A 17,495-nucleotide genomic window follows, 5' to 3' on the forward strand; every position below is an offset into this window, starting at 1 on the left:
CGGCTCGTCATGCCTGTGCGGTGCGGGAATGGGTCGCCGCCGGTACGTCGGTGTCCGGCCGGGCCGACCGCAGCTCGGGGAAGAACCGGTGTCCGATGAGCTTGGCGAGCACCGTCGCCGGGCTCCCCGGAGACCCGGCGGGGGCGTGCCCGCCGACCCGCAGGGCGACCTCGTAGTGGCGTACCCGCCACTGGGAGACCCGCTCGTCCCAGGCGGTCATCGCCTCGGCGAGCCGGCGGGTCGGGTCGGTCGGATCCAGCGCGCCGAGCCTGCCGCCCCGGGTGGCGAGGTGCGCGGTGAAGGCCCGGCCGAGCTGTCGGCTCACCGTCGCCACCCGTCGCCACCCGGGTGACTCGGCGCCGGATCCGTTGCCCAGTGCCGGCTGCATCGCCTGGAAGTCGACAGGTGACAGGTGGCGGAACATCTCCAGTTGGTCGGTGACCAGTCGTACCGCGAGCGTCGCGCGCTCCAGTAGCGACGCTGCGGCCTGCGGGTCGTCGGCCGTGGTCCGGGCGACGGCCTCGGCCAGCTCGGCCTCGGCCAGCTTCAGCCACAGCTCGGCGGACTGGTGCACCACCTGGAAGAGCAGCTCGTCGCGGTGCAGCATGTCCGCCGGGTCGCGTTGCAGATCGAGCAGCTCGTCGGTGCGCATGTAACGGGCGTAGTCCGTAGCGCCGCCGCCCGGCAGCACAGGTGACTGGTCACGTTTCATGAATATCCCTCCGGTGAACGCCGGCGCGGCACGGATCCCGGCGCTCAACGGCGGCAATTATGCAACGAACATCAGCAATGTGTCACCCCCGACTTTTGTATTCTTCGGCCGCCTGTCGAGGGATGAATCACGTTTTTCCGGCCGGATCGCCGGTGCGGGCAGAATGAATTGTGTCCGGCCGGCGTCGATGATTGCCTGCTGAGTGGCGGGTCAAGCGGGAAGTGGGTGCCGGGGTGGACCACGCCACCCTCGTTACCGAGAGTGGCTGCTTGCCTACCTGCTGGTCGTGTGGTGGGGTTCTCCTGACGTGCCGGGCGCGGTCCCGCCGCAGCGCTCTCGGCGGTGGTGGGTGATCTGTTTCGGATTCACGAGGGGGTGCCATGACGACTGCGCCGATCTCCGGCTCGCGGCTGATCGACGGCTTCGGCGAGGTGTCCATCCGACCGGTGGAACCGGACCGGGACGTCGGGCTGATCCACGACTGGGTGACCCGGGAACGGTCCCGGTTCTGGGGCATGGGCGATGCCAGCCGGGAGCGGGTCCACGAGATCTACACGTACCTGGACTCGTCGACCACCCACCACGCCTACCTGGTCCACCGGGACGGCCGGCCGGTGGCGCTGTTCCAGACCTACGAGCCGGCCGCCGACCCGGTCGGGGGGTGCTACGACGTACGCCCCGGCGACTTCGGCATCCACCTGCTCATCGGCCCCCCGGACGGCGGGGTGGAACCCGGCTTCACCGGTGTGCTCCTCGACGCCTTCCTCGCGTTCGTGCTGGCCGACCCGGCCCGGCTGCGCATCGTGGCCGAGCCGGACGCGCGCAACGCGCGGGCCGTCGACCGGCTGGTCCGCGCCGGCTTCGTGCCCGGCCCGCAGATCGACCTGCCGGACAAGCGCGCCCAACTGCTCTTCCTCGACCGGTCGGCGGTGCGCGGCTGAGCGGGGCCGCCACGCCGACCCGGGCCGCCATGCCCGCCATGCTCATGCCATGCCCGCCGGGCAGTCGGGCAGCGGACCCGCCATGCTCATGCCATGACCGCCGGGCGCCTTGCCCGCCGGGGCCGGTCGGGGCGCGGCGCGGAGCGGCGGTGGCGTCCCCGAACGGGGGGCTGGTGGGCCGGGTGGCCATCCACCAATCTGGTTAGGTTAGCCTCACCTACATGTTTGGTGATCGAGTTCGCCCGTCGGGGGAGCGCGCCCGTGCCACGGGCGGCGGGACCGCGACCCTGCCCGTCGCACCGTGGCGACTGTTCGACGTGCAGGTACGCACGGTGCGTCGGCTCAGTCCGTCCTTCCTCCGGGTCACCTTCACCGGACCGGGCCTCGACCGGTTCGCCGACAACGGTTACGACCAGCGGATGAAGCTGGTGCTGCCGTTGCCCGGCCGGCGCGGCGTCCAACTGCCCGGCGGCGTCGACTGGTACGCCCACTGGCGGGCGCTGCCCGAGGACGAACGCTGTCCCATCCGCACGTACACCGTTCGGGCGGTCCGGCCGTACCTGGCCGAGGTGGACGTGGATCTGGTGCTGCACGGTGACAGCGGCCCGGCCGGTCGGTGGGTGCTGCGGGCCCGCCCCGGCGACGAGGTCGGCCTGTTCGGGCCGGACGCCGGTTACCACGGTGACCACGGCGGCCTCGAGTTCCGTCCGCCGCCCGCCGGTCGGCTGCTGCTGGCCGGGGACGAGACCGCCGTACCCGCGATCTGCGCCATCCTGGAGCGCCTGCCGCTCGACGCCCGGGGGCAGGCGCTGCTGGAGGTGCCGGACCGGGCCGACGTACTGCCGGTCGTCGCCCCGCCCGGCGTCACGGTCGACTGGTTGGCCCGCGACGGCGGCGAGCACGGCAGCCGGCTGCTCCCGGCCGTCGCGGCGGCGGCGGAACACCTGCTCCCCACCGGCGGGCCGGTTCCCACTGCCCCGGCCCCCGGCGTGCCTGTCGCGGACGTCGACGTCGACCGGATCCTGCTGTGGGAGGTCCCCACCCCGTCGGCGCCGGTCCCGGTCTACGCCTGGCTGGCCGGTGAGGCCGGCGTCATCCGCGCGCTGCGCCGGCACCTCGTCGCCGAGCGGGGCATGGACCGCCGGGCGGTCGCGTTCATGGGGTACTGGCGCCGGGGGCGCGCGGACCCCGCCTGAGGCGTTTCCTCCGGCTGTGACCCGCGTTACCTCTCGGTGGAGCGGGAATCAGCGAAGCGGATCCGGATTTGAAGCAAGGTGTGACTGTCGCACTGTCCTCCGCCCGGCCGCACCACGACCGGGCGGAGCTTCCCCGATGACCGATGTCGCCCACGACCAGTTGACGAAGGTCGCACCGACGCCGGGTGACCTGATGACCCGGCGGCAACGGGTGCGGCTCGTGCTGGTCCTCGGCTCGCTGATCGCCATCGGCCCGCTGACCATCGACATGTACCTGCCGGCGCTGCCGGCCATCGCCGCCGACTTCGCGACCACCTCGGCGGCGGTCCAGCTGACCCTCACCGGCACGCTCGCCGGGCTGGCCCTGGGCCAGCTGCTGATCGGGCCGTTCTCCGACGCCGTCGGACGTCGTCGCCCGCTGATCGCCGGCCTCACGCTGCACATCGTGGCCTCGGCGCTCTGCGTCGTCGCCCCCACCATCGCGGTCCTCGGCGGCCTGCGGGTGGTGCAGGGCCTCGGCGTCGCCGCCGCCACGGTGGTCGCGATGGCGGTGCTCCGTGACCTGTTCAGTGGCACCGCCTTCGCCACCCTGCTCTCCCGTCTGCTGCTGGTGATGGGTGCGGCGCCGATCCTCGCCCCGACCCTCGGCGGCGGGGTGCTGCGCTGGACCGACTGGCGGGGCGTCTTCGTGACCCTGGCCGTCTTCGGCGTGCTGCTCGTCGTGGTCGCGGTGGTCGGTCTGCCCGAGACCCTGCCGGTCGCGCGCCGGCAACGCGGTGGCGTGTGGCAGACCGTGGGCCTGTACGGCACACTGCTGCGCGACCGCACCTTCGTGGGGCTCGTCCTGGTCGCCGGCCTGGCCATGGCGGCCCTGTTCGCGTACGTCGCCGGTTCGTCGTTCGTCCTCCAGGAGGGGTACGGGCTCGACGAGCAGCAGTTCGCGTTGGCGTTCGGAGCGGGCGCGGTGGGGCTGATCGGGGCGGCCCAGTACAACGTTCGCCTGCTGCGCCGCTACTCACCGCAGCGGATCCTGGTCACCTCGCTGAGCCTCGGGACGCTGGCCGGGTTGGCGCTGCTGGCCTTCGCCGTGACCGGGTTCGGTGGGCTGCCCGCCCTGCTGGTGGCGCTCTGGGTGGTGCTGGGGGCGGCCGGGCTGGCGATGCCGAACGCCCCGGCGCTGGCGCTGTCCCGGCACGGTGAGGCGGCCGGCACCGCGTCCGCCCTGCTCGGTGCCGTGCAGTTCGGCGTCGGTGCGGTGGCCGCGCCGATGGTGGGCGTGCTGGGCAACGGCGCGGTGGCGATGGCCCTGGTGGTGGCCGGCGGCATGGTGGCGGCGCTGGCGGTGCTGTTCCTGGTGGTACGGCCCTCCCGGCTCGCCGACCTGGAGCCGACCTCGGCGGTCGTGGCCGTGCACTGAGCGCTTCGACCCGCCCGCCGCCACGGCGAGGGTCCGGGGAGACCGCGACGCGCGCCGACACGAACCCGCGCTGACGGCAGGGGACGCCATCGGGCCCGGTTGACCCTGACACTGTGGCAGGGGTTTGACTGTGGCCGGGAGGTGGGCCGGATGACCTGGTCGCAGGGGGATACGGAATCGGCGCGCGCGCTTCGGGGGCTGGCGCACGGCGACCCGTCGGTGCGGTTGCGTGCTGCGCTGGCGATCGGCACCACCCCCGATCCGCGGTGCGTCGACGCGCTCGTCGCCCGCTGCGCGGTCGAACCCGACTTCCCGGTACGCGAGATGCTGACCTGGGCACTCACCCGGCACAGTGCCGTGCTGACGGTTCCCCGACTGGTCGCCGAACTGCGCGCGACGCGGGCGCAGGCCCGGAGCCAGGCGCTGCACACGTTGTCCAAGATCGGGGACCGGAGCGCCTGGCCGGCGATCACCCGGGCGCTGCTGACCGACGCCGACGACGAGGTGGCGCGCAGCGCCTGGCGGGCGGCTGTCGCCCTGGTGCCGGAGGGGGCGGAACCCGGGCTGGCCGTGGTGCTGGCGACCCAGCTCGGGCGCGGCGACCGGCAGACGCAGTTGAGCCTCGGTCGGGCGTTGGCCGCGCTCGGCGAAGTGGCCGAGCCGGTCCTGCACGCCGCCACGACGGACCCCGATCCCCGGGTACGCGCGCACGCGCTCGCCACCCGCAGGCTGCTGCGCGACCCGGACGCCGGATTCGTGGTCTCGGTCGAGGAGGCGAAGCGCGTCGTGGCCCTCGGCGACTTCGGCCGGGAGGGGTGAGCAGGGTGCTGATCGGTGACGTGGCACGACGCTCCGGGGTCAGCGCCCGGATGCTCCGGCACTACGAATCGCTCGGCCTGGTACGTCCGACCGGTCGTACCGGCGCCGGCTACCGGGAGTATTCCGGCGAGGACATCCGGCGGATCTTCCACATCGAGAGCCTGCGGTCGCTGGGGCTGTCGCTGCGCGAGGTGGGGCGGGCCCTCGACGATCCCGGCTTCACCCCCTCGGTGCTCGTCGACGACCTCATCCGGCAGACCCGGGCGCGGATCGCCACGCAGACGCGACTGCTCACCCGGCTGCGGCGGATCGGTGCCGTCGAGCCCGACGACTGGGAGGACGTCCTCCAGGCCGTCGCGCTCCTGCAGGCACTGGGTTCGCCGAGCGCGGGAGAGCGCCAGCGCGCCGCCCTGGCCTCGGTCGGTGCGGTGCCGGTGGAAGCACTGGTCGAGGCGGCGTTGGGCGAGCCCGACCCTCACGTGGCCGGGGCGCTGCGGTGGGCGTTGGCGCACTCGGGGGTCGAGGGACTGCCGCTGCTGGCCGACGGGCTCGACTCGCCGGCGGCCGAGGTACGCGAGCGTGCCGTCCGGTGCGTCGTCGAGATCCCGCACGAAGCGGTGACGGCGGTGTTGCGGGACGCCCTCGGCCACCACGACGTGGTGGTCCGCAGGTACGCGGCTCTGGCCCTCGGGGCCCGGGGCGTCGCCGACGCCGTCCCGACCCTGGTCGACATGATCGTCGAGGCGGCGAACGACGTCGAGGCCGCCGACGTGCTGAGCGCGCTGGCGACCGATCCGGTGTCGGCGGACCGGATCGCCGCCGCGCTCATCGAGCGCTGTGCCCACGGCACCGTGGAGCAGTCGGCACGGCGACGGCTGACCCAGGCGCTCGCGGGCATCCCGGGGAACCGGACGGAGCGAGCGCTGGCGGCACTCGTCGGTGACCAGGACCGCTCCGTGGCGCTCACCGCGACCTACATCCGCACGCTACGCACCACCCGGGACGGGGCTTGCTGAGCGGTGACGTGCCGGGGCGGTGCCCCCGTCGGGCGACCGCGCGCCCGGCACCGGCGCGGCCACTCGGGCGGGCCTCGGGTCGCTCCCCGTCACCGGTCAGCGACCGCGACGGTGCCGGACGATCAGCGTTCCCGCGCAGAGCACGGCCACCAGGCCGCACGCGGAGCCTACCCACGGGTTGTCGCCGACGGTGGTGAGCACCACGTTGGCCGCCGCGCTGACGAACAGGACCAGCCACAACAGCGGGCGGAGCAGGCCGTCCGTCCGCTGCGGGGTCTCGGCCGGGGCGTCGGTGACGCGGTACGGATCGGTCATGGCTGCCTCCTCGGTGCGACGGTCGTCGACCTGTCCGACGCTAGGCGGGCGGCGGGTCGCCGACGATCCCGCCAACGCCACCGTCGGTGGTACAGCAGGCTGTACCTTCCGGGCCGGAGGCTGCCGGCCGGGCGTGCGGCGGCCTATGTTGGCGCGGGAGGTCTTCCGATGACGTACCTGCGGGACCGGATCCGCGCCTCGGTCGACGCCCTCGAGCATCTCGTCGGCGGGCTCGGCACCGCGCTGCTGGCGTTGGCGGCGCTGCTCTGGGCGGCGCTCGTGGCGGTGGCCTGTCTGGTCGGGGTGGGGTTGCCGGCGGCGCCCGGCGCGCTGCGGGTGGTCCGTTCGGTGGCCGACCGCGAGCGCGCCCGACTGTCCCGCTGGGGCCGGCCGGTCCCCGCCCCGGGACCGGTGCCGGCCGCGCTGCGGGTGGCGGTACGCGACCCGTTCGTCCGTCGGGAACTCGGCTGGGTCACCCTGCACTCGGTCAGCGGTCTGGTCACCGGGATGCTCGGCCTGGCCCTGCCGCTCTACGCCGTGCAGGACGTCACCTTCCCGCTGTGGTACCGGCTGATCCCACCCGAGGCCGGTGCGCCGGGGATCATCTGGTGGCACATCGACGGGCTGGCCGAGGCGCTCGCGGTCGGCCTGCTCGGGGTGGGCTGGCTGGCCGCCACGGTCGTGTGTGGCCCGGCACTGGCCCGCCTCCAGGCCCGGCCGGGCCGGTGGCTGCTGCCTCCGCCGCCGGGGGTGGACCTGTCGTTGCGGGTCGCCGAGCTGACCGCCACCCGGGCCGCGGCGCTGGACGCCCACGCGGTCGAACTGCGCCGCATCGAACGTTCCCTGCACGACGGCACGCAGAACCGGCTGGTCGCGGTCAACGTGCTGCTGGGCGCGGCCCGCCGGGCGGTACGGCGGGACCCGGAGCGGGCCGACGAGATCCTGGGGCGGGCGCAGGACGCGGCGGAACAGGCCCTCGGTGAACTGCGTACGGTGGTGCGCGGCATCCTGCCGCCGGTGCTGGACGACCGGGGCCTCGCCGGTGCGCTGGCCGGCCTGGCCGGCAGCTGTGCGGTGCCCTGCCGGCTCACTGTCGACGTGGCGGTACGCTGCGCGGTCTCGGTCGAGGCCACCGCCTACTTCGTGGTGGCGGAGGCGCTTACCAACGTGGTCCGGCACAGCGGCGCCGGGCACGTCGACGTGACCGTGCGCCGGGAACAGAGCCGGCTTCGGGTGACCGTGGAGGACGACGGGCACGGCGACGCCGACGAGGCACGTGGTTCGGGGCTCACCGGCATCCGCCGGCGGGTCGAGGCGTACGACGGCCGGTTGACCCTGACCAGCCCACCGGGAGGACCGACGAGAATGGACGTGGAGCTGCCGTGCGGATCGTGATCGCCGAGGACGACCCGCTGCTGCGGGAGGGGCTGGCGCTGCTGCTACGGGCGGAGGACCTGGACGTGGTCGACACGGCGGGCACCCCGGGCGAGTTCCTGACCGCGATCGACGCGTACGCGCCGGACGTGGCGATCGTGGACGTCCGGATGCCGCCGACGCACACCGACGAGGGCATCGTGGCCGCGGTGGAGGCCCGTCGCCGCCAGCCCGGCCTCGCGGTGCTGGTCCTCTCGGCGTACGTGGAGCAGGCGTTCGCCACCGAGTTGTTCGCGGTCGGCGCGGCCGGGCTCGGCTACCTGTTGAAGGAGCGGGTGGGCCGGGTCGAGGAGTTCCTCGCCGCGCTGCGCCGGGTCGCCGACGGCGGCAGTGTGATCGACCCGGAGGTGGTGGGGCAGTTGCTGGCCCGCAACCGCCGGCCGGACACGGCGCTGAGCGAGCTGTCGCCGCGCGAGCGCGAGGTGTTGGGACTGATGGCCGAGGGGCTCGGCAACACCGCGATCGCCGAGCGGTTGTACGTCACCGACGGCGCGGTGCACAAACACATCCGCAACATCTTCGCCAAGCTCCAGCTCCCCCCGGACGACCGGGCCGACCGCCGGGTCACCGCGGTGCTGCGCTACCTCGACGGCGACCGGCGGTAGCGCCTGCTGTACCCCGACCCCGGCAGCCCGCTGGATGGTCTCCGGTTCCCCGGCTCCATAGCGTTCCTGGTGCGCGCAGTCCACCCCCGCTGACACGGAAGAGGCCACCAGGATGCCAGTCCACCCGGCACACCCCATCGACCCCGCGAGGACCGTCGACCGCGCGAGGACCGTTGCTCCCGGCCGGACCCTCGCCCCGGCCGGGGCCGTCGGTACGGCGGTCCGGGTCGCGCAGCTCACCCGGGTCTACCCGGCCGGTCGTACCCCGGTGACCGCGCTGGCCGGGGTCGACGTCGCCTTCGACCGGGGCACCTTCACCGCGGTGATGGGGCCCTCCGGGTCCGGCAAGAGCACGCTGCTGCAGACCGCCGCCGGGCTGGACCGGCCCACCTCCGGTCGGGTCGTCATCGGCGACACCGACCTGTCGGGGCTGTCCGAGACCCGGCTGACCGAGCTGCGGCGGACCCGGATCGGGTTCGTCTTCCAGGCGTTCAACCTGATCGGCGCGCTCACCGTCGAGGAGAACATCGTGCTGCCGCTGCGGCTGGCCCGGATCCGGCCGGACCGGGCCTGGCTGAGCCGGGTGGTCGAGCGGGTCGGGCTCGCCGACCGGCTGCACCACCGGCCGGCGGCGCTCTCCGGCGGCCAGCAGCAACGGGTGGCGATCGCCCGCGCGCTGGCCACCCGGCCGGAGGTGATCTTCTGCGACGAGCCCACCGGGGCACTCGACTCGCACACCGCGGCGCAGGTGCTGACGTTGCTGCGGGCGGTGGTCGACGAGCACGGGTTGACAGTGGTCATGGTGACCCACGACCCGGTCGCCGCGTCGTACGCCGATCGGGTGCTGGTGCTGGCCGACGGCCGGATCGTCGCCGACCTGCCGCAACTCGGCGCGGCCCGGATCGCCGAGCACCTGGCGACGCTGGACGGGCGGGCCGTCCGTTGACCGGGCTGGCCGCCCGCCTGCTGCGGCACCGTGTCGGCCCGGCCGCCGCGACGCTGCTCGCCCTGGTCGCCGGGGTGCTGATCCTGGTCGCCATGGGCACCCTCGTCGAGTCCGGGCTGCGGTTCCGCCCGGAACCGCGGCTCTGGGCGGCGGCTGACCTGGTCGTCGCCCACCGCACGGTCAGCCACACGTTCCAGGAGTTCGGCGGCGACACCAGCACCAGCACCGTCGCCCTTCCCGAAGGCGGCACGGTCGATGCCGCCCTCGCCGACCGGATCCGCCGGCTGCCCGGTGTCGCGGCCGTCACCGCCGACGACCGGGTGCCGATCGGCGCACCCGCAGCCGTCGGGCACGGCTGGGGCACCTACGCCTTCGCCGGTCGGCCGGTCACCACGGGCGTCGCGCCCCGGGCCGACGACGAGGTGGCCGCCGACGCCCGGCTGGGCGCGGTCCCGGGCGACCGGATCGACCTGGTCGTCGGCGGGGTCGGCCGGTCCTACCGGGTGAGCGCCACCGTCGACACCGGCACCGCCTCGGTGTTCTTCACCGACGCGCAGGCCGCCCGGTTGTCCGCCGCCCCGGGGCGGGTGGACGCGATCGGCGTGCGGTTGACACCCGACGCCGACCACGCCGCGGTCGCCGACGCGGTCCGCCGGATCGTCTCGCCCACCGGTGCCACGACCTACGTCGACGCCGACCGGGGGCAGGCCGAGCAGTCGGCGAACCTGGCCGCCCAGGGCCTGCTGGTCACCGCCGGTTCGGCGTTCGGCGGGTACGTCGTCCTGCTGATCGTCTTCGTGGTGGCCGGCACGATCGGGCTCTCCGTCCGGCACCGCCGCCGCGACCTGGCGCTGCTGCGCGCGATCGGGGCCACCCCGGGTCAGGTGCGTCGGATGCTGCTCGCCGAGGCCGCCCTGCTCGCCCTGGTCGCCGCCGCACTCGGCGGGCCCACCGGCCTGCTGGCCGCCCGCTGGGCGCACGGTGAACTGGTCGGCCGGGGGTTCGTCCCGGCCGACTTCCCGATGACCGGTGGCCTGCTCGCGGTGCCCGTCGCGGTCGGTACGGCGGTGCTGGTGGCGGTGCTCGCCGCGCTGGTCGCCGGCCGACGGGTCACCGCGATCAAGCCGGTCGAGGCACTCGGCGAGATCGCCGTCGAAGCCCGACGTCCCGGCCGGGTACGGCTGATCGCCGGTGGCGCGACGCTGGCGGGCGCCGGCTCCGCCGGGGCGTTCACGGCCGGCAGCGGCGGCTCGACCGGGGCGCTGGCCGGCGCGGTCGGCATGCTCTACCTGTTCGTCATCGCGGTGGCGCTGCTCGCACCCTGGATCAACGGGTACGCCGCCCGGCTGCTGACCCCGGTGCTGTCCCGCCTCTGGCGGGTCAGCGGTTACCTGGCCGCGGCCAACCTGCGGGCCAACGCACAGGGCATGGCGACCGTGTTGACCGCCCTGGTGCTGTCGGTCGGGTTCGGCGGCTCGGTCTGGTTTCTCCAGACCAACCTGGAGCGGCAGACCGTGGCCCAGAGTGCTGCGGGAACGCTCGCCGAACGGGTGCTGACCGCCCCGGGCGGGCTACCCGCCGACGCCGTCCGCCAGGTCCGCCAGTTGCCCGGGGTGCGGGCCGCCACCGGGGTACGCCGTACCCAGGTGGTGGTGCGGTCGACCGACGGGATCGAAGCGGTCGGCGCGCAGGCTGTCGACCCGGCCGGTCTCACCGGCACCATGGACCTCGACGTGCGCCAGGGCGACCCGGCCGACCTGGCGGAGGACACCGTCGCGCTGTCCGCGACGCAGGCGTCCGCGTCCGGGTGGCAGGTCGGCGACCGGGCGGACCTGTGGCTGGGCGACGGCACCCCGGTCACCCTGCGGGTCGTCGCGATCTACGGCCGGGGCCTCGGCTTCGGCGACGTCACGCTGGCCACCGGGACGGTCGCCGGGCACACCGCCGGGGGCACCGCCGACGAGATCCTGGTCCGTGCCGGACCGGACGCCGACGCCGCGCTGGCCGCCTGGTCGGCCGGGCAGCCGGGCGTCCAGGTGCGGGACGCGGCCACCCGTGCCCGGCTCATCGGCACCGACCTGGCCCTCGGCGCCTGGCTGAACCGGCTGCTGGTCGGCGTGCTGGTGGGCTACGCGGCACTGGCCGCGGCCACCACGATGGTGCTGGCGGCGCTGGCCCGCCGGCGCGAACTGGCGCTGCTGCGGCTGGTCGGGGTCACCCGACGGCAGGTCCGGGGGATGGTCCACGCCGAGCAGGCCGGGCTGCTCGGCAGCGCGGTGCTGGTCGGCGCGACGATCGCGGCGCTGACCCTGGGCGCGATCGTCGGCGCGCTGACCGGCAGCCCTGTCCCGTACGTGCCGCCGCTGGGCGCGGTGACGGTGCTCGGCGGGGCGACCCTGCTGGCGCTGGCGACCACGGTGTGGCCGGTCCGCCGGTTGCTCCGGGTGCCGCCGATCGACCACATCGGCCTCAAGGAGTAGCGGCGGGGAACCCCTCCGGCCGGCACCCCTGGGTGCCGGCCGAACCCGACGGCACGCCGGGCGGGCGCTCTCGGCGTGCCGAACCCGGCGGCGGCGAGTTTCTGTCGGGGGTGCCGCCTAGGCTGGCCGGATGATCGACCGGCGGCAGGTGCTGCACTTCCGCGTGCAGGCACAGCAACTCGACCGGGTCGAGGGCACGCTCGCCGACACCGCGATCCTCGACATCGGGGCGCAGGACACCGGCCCCGACGGCGGCCGGTGGGCGCTGGCCGTGCGCGGGGTCGAGGTGCCGGAACCGTCCCTGGCGGACCTGGTCCTGCTCTGGACCGTCCGGGGTGCGCCACACCTCTACCGACGCGCCGACGTGGGCGAGGTGGCGGCGGCGGTCGCGCCGTACTCCGACGCCGACGCGGGCAAACGCATCTACGACGCCGCCAGGCCGTTGAAGGCAGCCGGCATCGGCAACCTGGCCGCCCTCGACGAGGTGGCCGCGCGGCTGCGGGACGTCGTCACCGCGCCGACGGTCAAGGGGGACGTCTCCGGTCGGTTGGCCGAGCTGCTGCCCCAGCCCTACCTCCGGTTCTGCCGCCCCTGCGCCGCCACCCACCTCTACGAGATGCCGTTCCGGCTGGCCGCCGTGCGGGCCGGGCTGGAGCTGCGACTCGACACCTCGCCACCGGTCCTGCACCGCATCCCGGGATTCACCAGGGCCGCCACGTCGGGTGACCGGTTCGACCTGATCCGCGCCTACCTGCGGCTGCTCGGCCCGGCCACTCCCCAGCAGGTGGCCGACTATCTCGACGCCCCGGTCAGGGACGTGAAGGCCCGCTGGCCCGAGGACGTGACCGAGGTACGGGTCGACGGGCAGGCCCGCTCGGTGCTGGCCGCCGACGCGCCGGCACTCGTCTCCTGCGACGACACCACGGCCGTCCGCCTGCTCGGCCCGTACGACCTGTTCCTCCAGGCCAGGGACCGGGCGACCCTGGTGCCGGACGCGGCCCACGCCAAGGAGTTGTGGCCGGTGCTGGGCCGCCCCGGCGCCGTCCTGGCCGGCGGCGAGCTGGTCGGCACCTGGCGTCCCCGCAAGTCCGGCCGGGCGATGAAGCTCGCCGTCCAGCCGTGGCGCAAGCTGTCCGCCGCGACCCGCGACAGCATCGTCGCGCAGGCGCAACGCCTCGCCGCGCACCGGGGCGTCTCCCGCGTCGACGTCGACATCGACGCCTGACCGGCGGCTTGACACCGGTCCGCGACGGTGGGGGAGGATGAGGCGTGCGGGTACCACTTTCCACGCCACCCACCATTCCCGCCGGGGCACTCGCCGCCGGCCCGCAGCCGACCCTCGCCGCGCCGGGTGACCTCGTCCTGCGCCCCTGGGAACCGACCGACGCCCCGGTGTTCCTGGCCGCCTACCAGGATCCGGAGATCCAGCACTGGCACGCCCGTCATCCTGCCTCCGAGAGTCAGGTCCGGGAGTGGTTCGTGGAGTACCACCAGGCCTGGGCGCGGGAGACCGGTGCCAGCTGGGCGGTGACCCGGGACGGCGGTGAAGTGCTCGGTCGGATCGCCCTGACCAGCATGGATCTCGATGACGGTGTCGCCGGGTGTGCGTACTGGGTGCTTCCCGCCGCCCGGCGGACGGGGGTCGCCTCCCGGGCGTTGACGGCGTTGGGCGACTGGGCGCTGGACGGGGCGGGCTTCCACCGTCTGCACCTGGATCACTCGACCCGTAATGCCGCGTCCTGTCGGACCGCGCTGCGGGCCGGCTTCCTTCTGGAGGGCACCAAGCGCAGCGACGCCGTCCATCGCGACGGCAGGCACGACATGCATCTGCACGCCCGCATCCGGGGCGATCGACCAGCCGTCTGACACCGGCACCCCGTCCATGGCCACGAGCCGGTCAGAGCCAGCCGTTGGCGCGGGCGGTGCGGGCCGCCTCGATCCGGTTGCGGGTGCCCGTCTTGCCGATCGCGGCCGACAGGTAGTTGCGGACCGTGCTCTCCGACAGGTGCAGCCGGGCGGCGACGTCGGCGACCGTGGCGCCGTCCACGGCGGCGACGAGCACCTCCCGTTCCCGCTCGGTGAGCGGATTCGGGCCGGCGGCCAGCGCCGCCGCCGCGAGGGCCGGGTCGATCACCCGTTGACCGGCCAGCACCCGCCGGACCGCGACCGCCAACTCCTCCACCGGCCCGTCCTTGACCAGGAACCCCCGCGCCCCGGCCTCCATCGCCCGGCGCAGGTAGCCGGGCCGACCGAACGTGGTGAGGATCAGCACCCGGCAGGAGGGCAGCCGGTGCCGCAACGCGGCTGCGGTGTCCAGCCCGCTACCGTCGGGCATCTCGATGTCCAACAGGGCCACGTCGGGGCGGACCCGCAGGGCCGCCGTCAACGCGGCGGTGCCGGTGCCGGCCTCGGCCACCACCTCCATGTCGGGTTCGAGGTTGAGCAGCAGGGCCAGTGCGCCGCGCATCATGCCCTGGTCCTCGGCGAGCAGCAGCCGGATCATCGGCGCACCGACCCGCCCGTGCCGGTGGGGATCCGGGCGGTGAGCCGCACACCGCCGCCACGGACGGCGGTGACGCGCAGCTCGCCGCCGGCCTGTGCCAGCCGCTCGGTGAGACCTCGCAGGCCGTTGCCCGGCTCGGCCCGGCCGCCGACGCCGTCGTCGTCGATGGTCAGCACCGACTCCTCGGCGTCGGCGCGTACCTCGATGTCGCAACGGGACGCCCGGCTGTGCCGCAGCACGTTCGTCACACCCTCCCGCAACACCCAACCGAACGCGTCGTCCGCCTCCACCGGCAGCGGACGGCCGGGCTGCCGCACGGTGACGGTGATCCCCCCGTCGGTCAGGGCGGTGCGGGCGCCGTCCATTTCCCGACCGAAGCTGCGGTCCCGGTAACCGGTGACCGCTTCGCGAACCTCGGCGAGCGCGGTACGGCCGATCCGTTCGATGTCACCGGCCTCCGCCGCCGCCCGCCCCGGATCGGTGGGGGCGAGCCGGCGCACCACCTCCGCCTTCACCACCACCAGGGACAGCGTGTGGCCGAGCAGGTCGTGCAGGTCCCGGGCGAACCGGAGCCGCTCCTGTTCGACCGCCGTGCGGGCCAGCTCAAGCTGGGTGCGTCGCAGCTCCGCCACCAGTCGGGCCGTCCGGGCGAACGCCAGGGTCAGGGTGCCCGCGAGCACCGTGATCAGCGCCGAACCGGCGATGTCACCGGCCGGCACCCGGTGCGCCACCCCGATCACCAGGACGGCGGCGGCACTGCCACCCACCCAGGCGAATCCGAGGCCCGGCCGGACCAGCCCGATCGCACCGGCCGTCGCGACGTACATCAGCAGGATCAGCCAGCCCTCCGGGCCGCCGGCGTACGCGCCCGCGAGGCCCACCCCGAGCGCCGTGAACACCGCCAGACCGAGGTGGGTCAGCACGGGTGGCACCGCCAGGTCGGCCACCGGCACCGCCACCAGCGCGAGGTAGAGCAGCGCGAAGGTGACCAGCCCGGTCGCCGCGACCGCCGCCGGACCTACCTGCCCGTGGGTGATCGCGGCGGCCGGGGGCAGCAGCAGCCAGAACCAGAGCGTGTGCGCGGCGACCAGCAGGAAGCCCCGGCGGCGGCTCCTGCCGGTGACGCTTGTGACACCGGGCATGGTCGTCACGGTAGCGGGATCTCAGCGAGGCGCGGTCGACCGGCGGTACGTCGCCGCAGCGAGCACGCCGAAGGCCACCGTCCACCCGACGAGCACCGCCAGTCCGGTCGGGTCGGGGGCCAGGCCGGCCGCCGCACGCCAACCGAGTTCGGCGAACCGGTACGTCGGCAGCGCGTGCGCCAGGTGCCGCAGCACGTCGGGGAAGTACGCCGCCGGCACCAGCAGTCCGCCGAGCACCGACAGGCCGAGGAAGGCGAGGAAGTTGACCGGCTGGGCGAGCTGCGGGGGGAGGCCGTACCCGATGGCGAGCCCGAGCAGCGCGAACGGCACCGTGCCGACCCACATCAGCACCAGCAGGGCCGCCCACCTGCCGGCGGGTAGCTCGACGTGGTGCTGGAGGCGTCCGGCGATGCCCACCGCGACCAGCGCCGGCACCCCGCTCACGGTGCCGACCAGGGCCTTCACCGCGACCACCCGGCGGGGGGACAGCGGGGTGACCCGCAGTTGGTGCAGCCAGCGCACCGCGCGTTCCTGGGCCACCGACGAGCCCACCGAGAGCACCCCGGCCATCGCACCGTAGCCGGCCAGGCCGACCATGAGCGCGGCGGCGGCGGTGACGCCCTCGAGCCGGTCGCCCGCCGGAAGCAGGCCCGAGAAGATCACGTAGGTGACGACCGGGCCCAGCACGGTGAACAGCGCCAGCCGCGGGTCCCGGACCAGGCGGCGTAGCTCGAAGCGCAGATAGGCACGCATGTCAGTGCTTCCCCTCCGCGCCGGTGAGGGTGAGGAAGGCCGCCTCCAGCCCGACGCCGGTGACCTCCAGGCCCCGGAAGCCCCGGTCGGCGGCCAGCGCCAGCACTGTGGCGTCGGCGTCGTCGGTGGTGAGTACCACCCGACCACCTCGGACCTGCACCGACCGGACGCCGGGCAGCAGGTCGAGGCCCGCCACCGACCCGTCGGCGAGGTCGAAGGCCACCGTACGGCCGCCGGCCACCGCCCGGACCTGCGCCGGCGGACCGTCGGCCACCACCCGCCCGTCGGCCAGCAGCACCACCCGGTCGGCGTACTCGTCGGCCTCGTGCAGGTGGTGGGTGCTGAACAGGACGGTGTGACCGTCGGTGGCGTACCGGCGGATCGCCGCCCAGAACGCCTGCCGGGCGGCGACGTCCAGCGCCGCGCTGGGCTCGTCCAGGACCAGCAGGTCCGGGTCACCGGCCAACGCGAAGGCGAACCGGGCACGCTGCGTCTCGCCGCCGGAGAGCCGGTCCAGCCGGCGGTCGGCCCGGTCGGTCAGCCCGGCCAGCGCGAGCACCCGGGCGGTGTCCAACGGCCGGGGATACAACCCTCGGGCGAGTGTGACCAGGTCCCGCACCGTGGCACCGGCGACGAAACCGGCGTCCTGCACCATTGCTCCGACCTGGCCGGCCCGGACCGCCTCGCCCGGTGACCGGCCGAACAGCGTCACCGTTCCGGAGTCGGGTGGGGCGAGGCCGAGTAGGAGCGAGATGGTTGTCGTCTTGCCAGCGCCGTTGGGACCGAGCAGGGCGACCGTGCTGCCTGACGCGATGGTCAGGTCGATCCCGTCGACGGCCCGTACGGGGCCGAACCGCCGGGTGAGCCCGGTCAGGCGTACTGCGGTGTCATCCATGCCCGTCACGCTAGGCAGCCGGGGTCGGCGGTGGCAGAGCCGACGATACCCGGCCGTCCAGGACAAATGTCCCGGCCGTGCCCAGGTCGGCGAGCCGGTCGCGCCCTGCCACGGTCGGCGGGGGTCCGCCTACGCCGGCACCGGTCCTCAGTGTTCCCTGCCCACCGCACCGGGCTCCACCGAGGACCGCGTACACCGCCGGGCTCCGCGGTCGCGTCGACTTTACGGCTGATGTCTGTCGACAGGGGACCCGACATAGCGTGTGCTTCCCGGGACAGCCCGGCGTGGCCCACGAACGCCACGCCATCCGGCCCGTTCCCC

Annotated in this window: 18 protein-coding genes; 12 read left to right on the forward strand and 6 right to left on the reverse strand. The window is 74.6% G+C overall.

From position 1 onward, the window contains the following. Positions 1-7: 7 nt before the first annotated feature. Positions 8-712 carry a tryptophan 2,3-dioxygenase family protein gene (locus OHQ87_RS08590; RefSeq protein ID WP_328346646.1) on the reverse strand — a complete coding sequence of 235 codons (705 nt, stop codon included), beginning with the start codon at positions 710-712 and terminating at the stop codon, positions 8-10. A gap of 13 nt (positions 713-725) precedes the next feature. Here OHQ87_RS08590 and OHQ87_RS08595 point away from each other — a divergent pair, with 13 nt between their 5' ends. From OHQ87_RS08595 to OHQ87_RS08620, 6 genes are all read left to right on the forward strand, one after another. Next, positions 726-914 (forward strand): hypothetical protein, encoded by a 189-nt coding sequence (locus OHQ87_RS08595; RefSeq protein ID WP_328346648.1) that lies wholly within the window; start codon positions 726-728, stop codon positions 912-914. 178 nt (positions 915-1,092) lie between these two features. Further along, positions 1,093-1,653 (forward strand): GNAT family N-acetyltransferase, encoded by a 561-nt coding sequence (locus tag OHQ87_RS08600; protein WP_328346650.1) that lies wholly within the window; start codon positions 1,093-1,095, stop codon positions 1,651-1,653. Positions 1,654-1,874: 221 nt separating this feature from the next. Continuing rightward, positions 1,875-2,849: a siderophore-interacting protein gene (locus tag OHQ87_RS08605; RefSeq protein WP_328346652.1), complete on the forward strand. Its 975-nt coding sequence runs from the start codon at positions 1,875-1,877 to the stop codon at positions 2,847-2,849. A 193-nt stretch (positions 2,850-3,042) separates the two neighbouring features. Then, positions 3,043-4,266 carry a multidrug effflux MFS transporter gene (locus OHQ87_RS08610; RefSeq protein WP_442930810.1) on the forward strand — a complete coding sequence of 408 codons (1,224 nt, stop codon included), beginning with the start codon at positions 3,043-3,045 and terminating at the stop codon, positions 4,264-4,266. Positions 4,267-4,416: 150 nt separating this feature from the next. Further along, positions 4,417-5,085 (forward strand): HEAT repeat domain-containing protein, encoded by a 669-nt coding sequence (locus tag OHQ87_RS08615; protein WP_328346656.1) that lies wholly within the window; start codon positions 4,417-4,419, stop codon positions 5,083-5,085. Between the two features lie 5 nt (positions 5,086-5,090). Beyond that, on the forward strand, positions 5,091-6,101 hold the full coding sequence (locus OHQ87_RS08620; RefSeq protein ID WP_328346658.1) for a MerR family transcriptional regulator: 1,011 nt from the start codon (positions 5,091-5,093) through the stop codon (positions 6,099-6,101). A gap of 96 nt (positions 6,102-6,197) precedes the next feature. On the opposite strand, the gene OHQ87_RS08625 is transcribed toward OHQ87_RS08620, so the two are convergent. Further along, positions 6,198-6,416 (reverse strand): hypothetical protein, encoded by a 219-nt coding sequence (locus tag OHQ87_RS08625; protein WP_328346660.1) that lies wholly within the window; start codon positions 6,414-6,416, stop codon positions 6,198-6,200. Between the two features lie 168 nt (positions 6,417-6,584). Between OHQ87_RS08625 and OHQ87_RS08630 the strand changes: the two genes are divergently transcribed. The 6 genes from OHQ87_RS08630 to OHQ87_RS08655 all read left to right on the forward strand — a co-directional run bounded on the left by OHQ87_RS08630 (position 6,585) and on the right by OHQ87_RS08655 (position 13,747). Continuing rightward, positions 6,585-7,811, forward strand: a complete 1,227-nt coding sequence (locus OHQ87_RS08630) for a sensor histidine kinase (RefSeq protein WP_328346662.1) — start codon at positions 6,585-6,587, stop codon at positions 7,809-7,811. Beyond that, positions 7,799-8,455, forward strand: coding sequence for a response regulator transcription factor (locus OHQ87_RS08635; protein ID WP_328346664.1), 657 nt, complete (start codon positions 7,799-7,801; stop codon positions 8,453-8,455). The genes OHQ87_RS08630 and OHQ87_RS08635 overlap by 13 nt, the downstream gene beginning before the upstream one ends. A gap of 112 nt (positions 8,456-8,567) precedes the next feature. Beyond that, a complete protein-coding gene (locus OHQ87_RS08640; protein WP_328346666.1) occupies positions 8,568-9,401 on the forward strand; it encodes an ABC transporter ATP-binding protein in 834 nt (277 codons plus the stop codon). Next, entirely contained in the window at positions 9,398-11,881 is a 2,484-nt protein-coding gene (locus tag OHQ87_RS08645) for an ABC transporter permease (RefSeq protein ID WP_328346668.1), read from the forward strand. The genes OHQ87_RS08640 and OHQ87_RS08645 overlap by 4 nt, the downstream gene beginning before the upstream one ends. A gap of 130 nt (positions 11,882-12,011) precedes the next feature. Then, a complete protein-coding gene (locus OHQ87_RS08650) occupies positions 12,012-13,106 on the forward strand; it encodes a winged helix DNA-binding domain-containing protein (protein ID WP_328346670.1) in 1,095 nt (364 codons plus the stop codon). Positions 13,107-13,150: 44 nt separating this feature from the next. Continuing rightward, the gene (locus OHQ87_RS08655; protein ID WP_328346672.1) at positions 13,151-13,747 is read left to right on the forward strand and encodes a GNAT family N-acetyltransferase; all 597 of its coding nucleotides are present in this window, start codon (positions 13,151-13,153) and stop codon (positions 13,745-13,747) included. A 31-nt stretch (positions 13,748-13,778) separates the two neighbouring features. Here the strand turns inward: OHQ87_RS08655 and OHQ87_RS08660 are convergent, their stop codons facing one another. From OHQ87_RS08660 to OHQ87_RS08675, 4 genes are read right to left on the reverse strand one after another with little or no spacing between them, the layout of a single operon-like run. After that, a complete protein-coding gene (locus OHQ87_RS08660; protein ID WP_328346674.1) occupies positions 13,779-14,384 on the reverse strand; it encodes a response regulator transcription factor in 606 nt (201 codons plus the stop codon). Beyond that, complete coding sequence (locus tag OHQ87_RS08665) at positions 14,381-15,526, reverse strand: sensor histidine kinase (protein ID WP_328346676.1); 1,146 nt, start codon at positions 15,524-15,526, stop codon at positions 14,381-14,383. The genes OHQ87_RS08660 and OHQ87_RS08665 overlap by 4 nt, the downstream gene beginning before the upstream one ends. A 21-nt stretch (positions 15,527-15,547) precedes the next feature. After that, positions 15,548-16,279, reverse strand: coding sequence for an ABC transporter permease (locus OHQ87_RS08670; protein ID WP_328346678.1), 732 nt, complete (start codon positions 16,277-16,279; stop codon positions 15,548-15,550). 1 nt (position 16,280) lies between these two features. Then, positions 16,281-17,174 carry an ABC transporter ATP-binding protein gene (locus OHQ87_RS08675; RefSeq protein WP_328346680.1) on the reverse strand — a complete coding sequence of 298 codons (894 nt, stop codon included), beginning with the start codon at positions 17,172-17,174 and terminating at the stop codon, positions 16,281-16,283. Positions 17,175-17,495: the final 321 nt, after the last annotated feature.

Source organism: Micromonospora sp. NBC_00421 (assembly GCF_036017915.1).
GTDB lineage: Bacteria > Actinomycetota > Actinomycetes > Mycobacteriales > Micromonosporaceae > Micromonospora.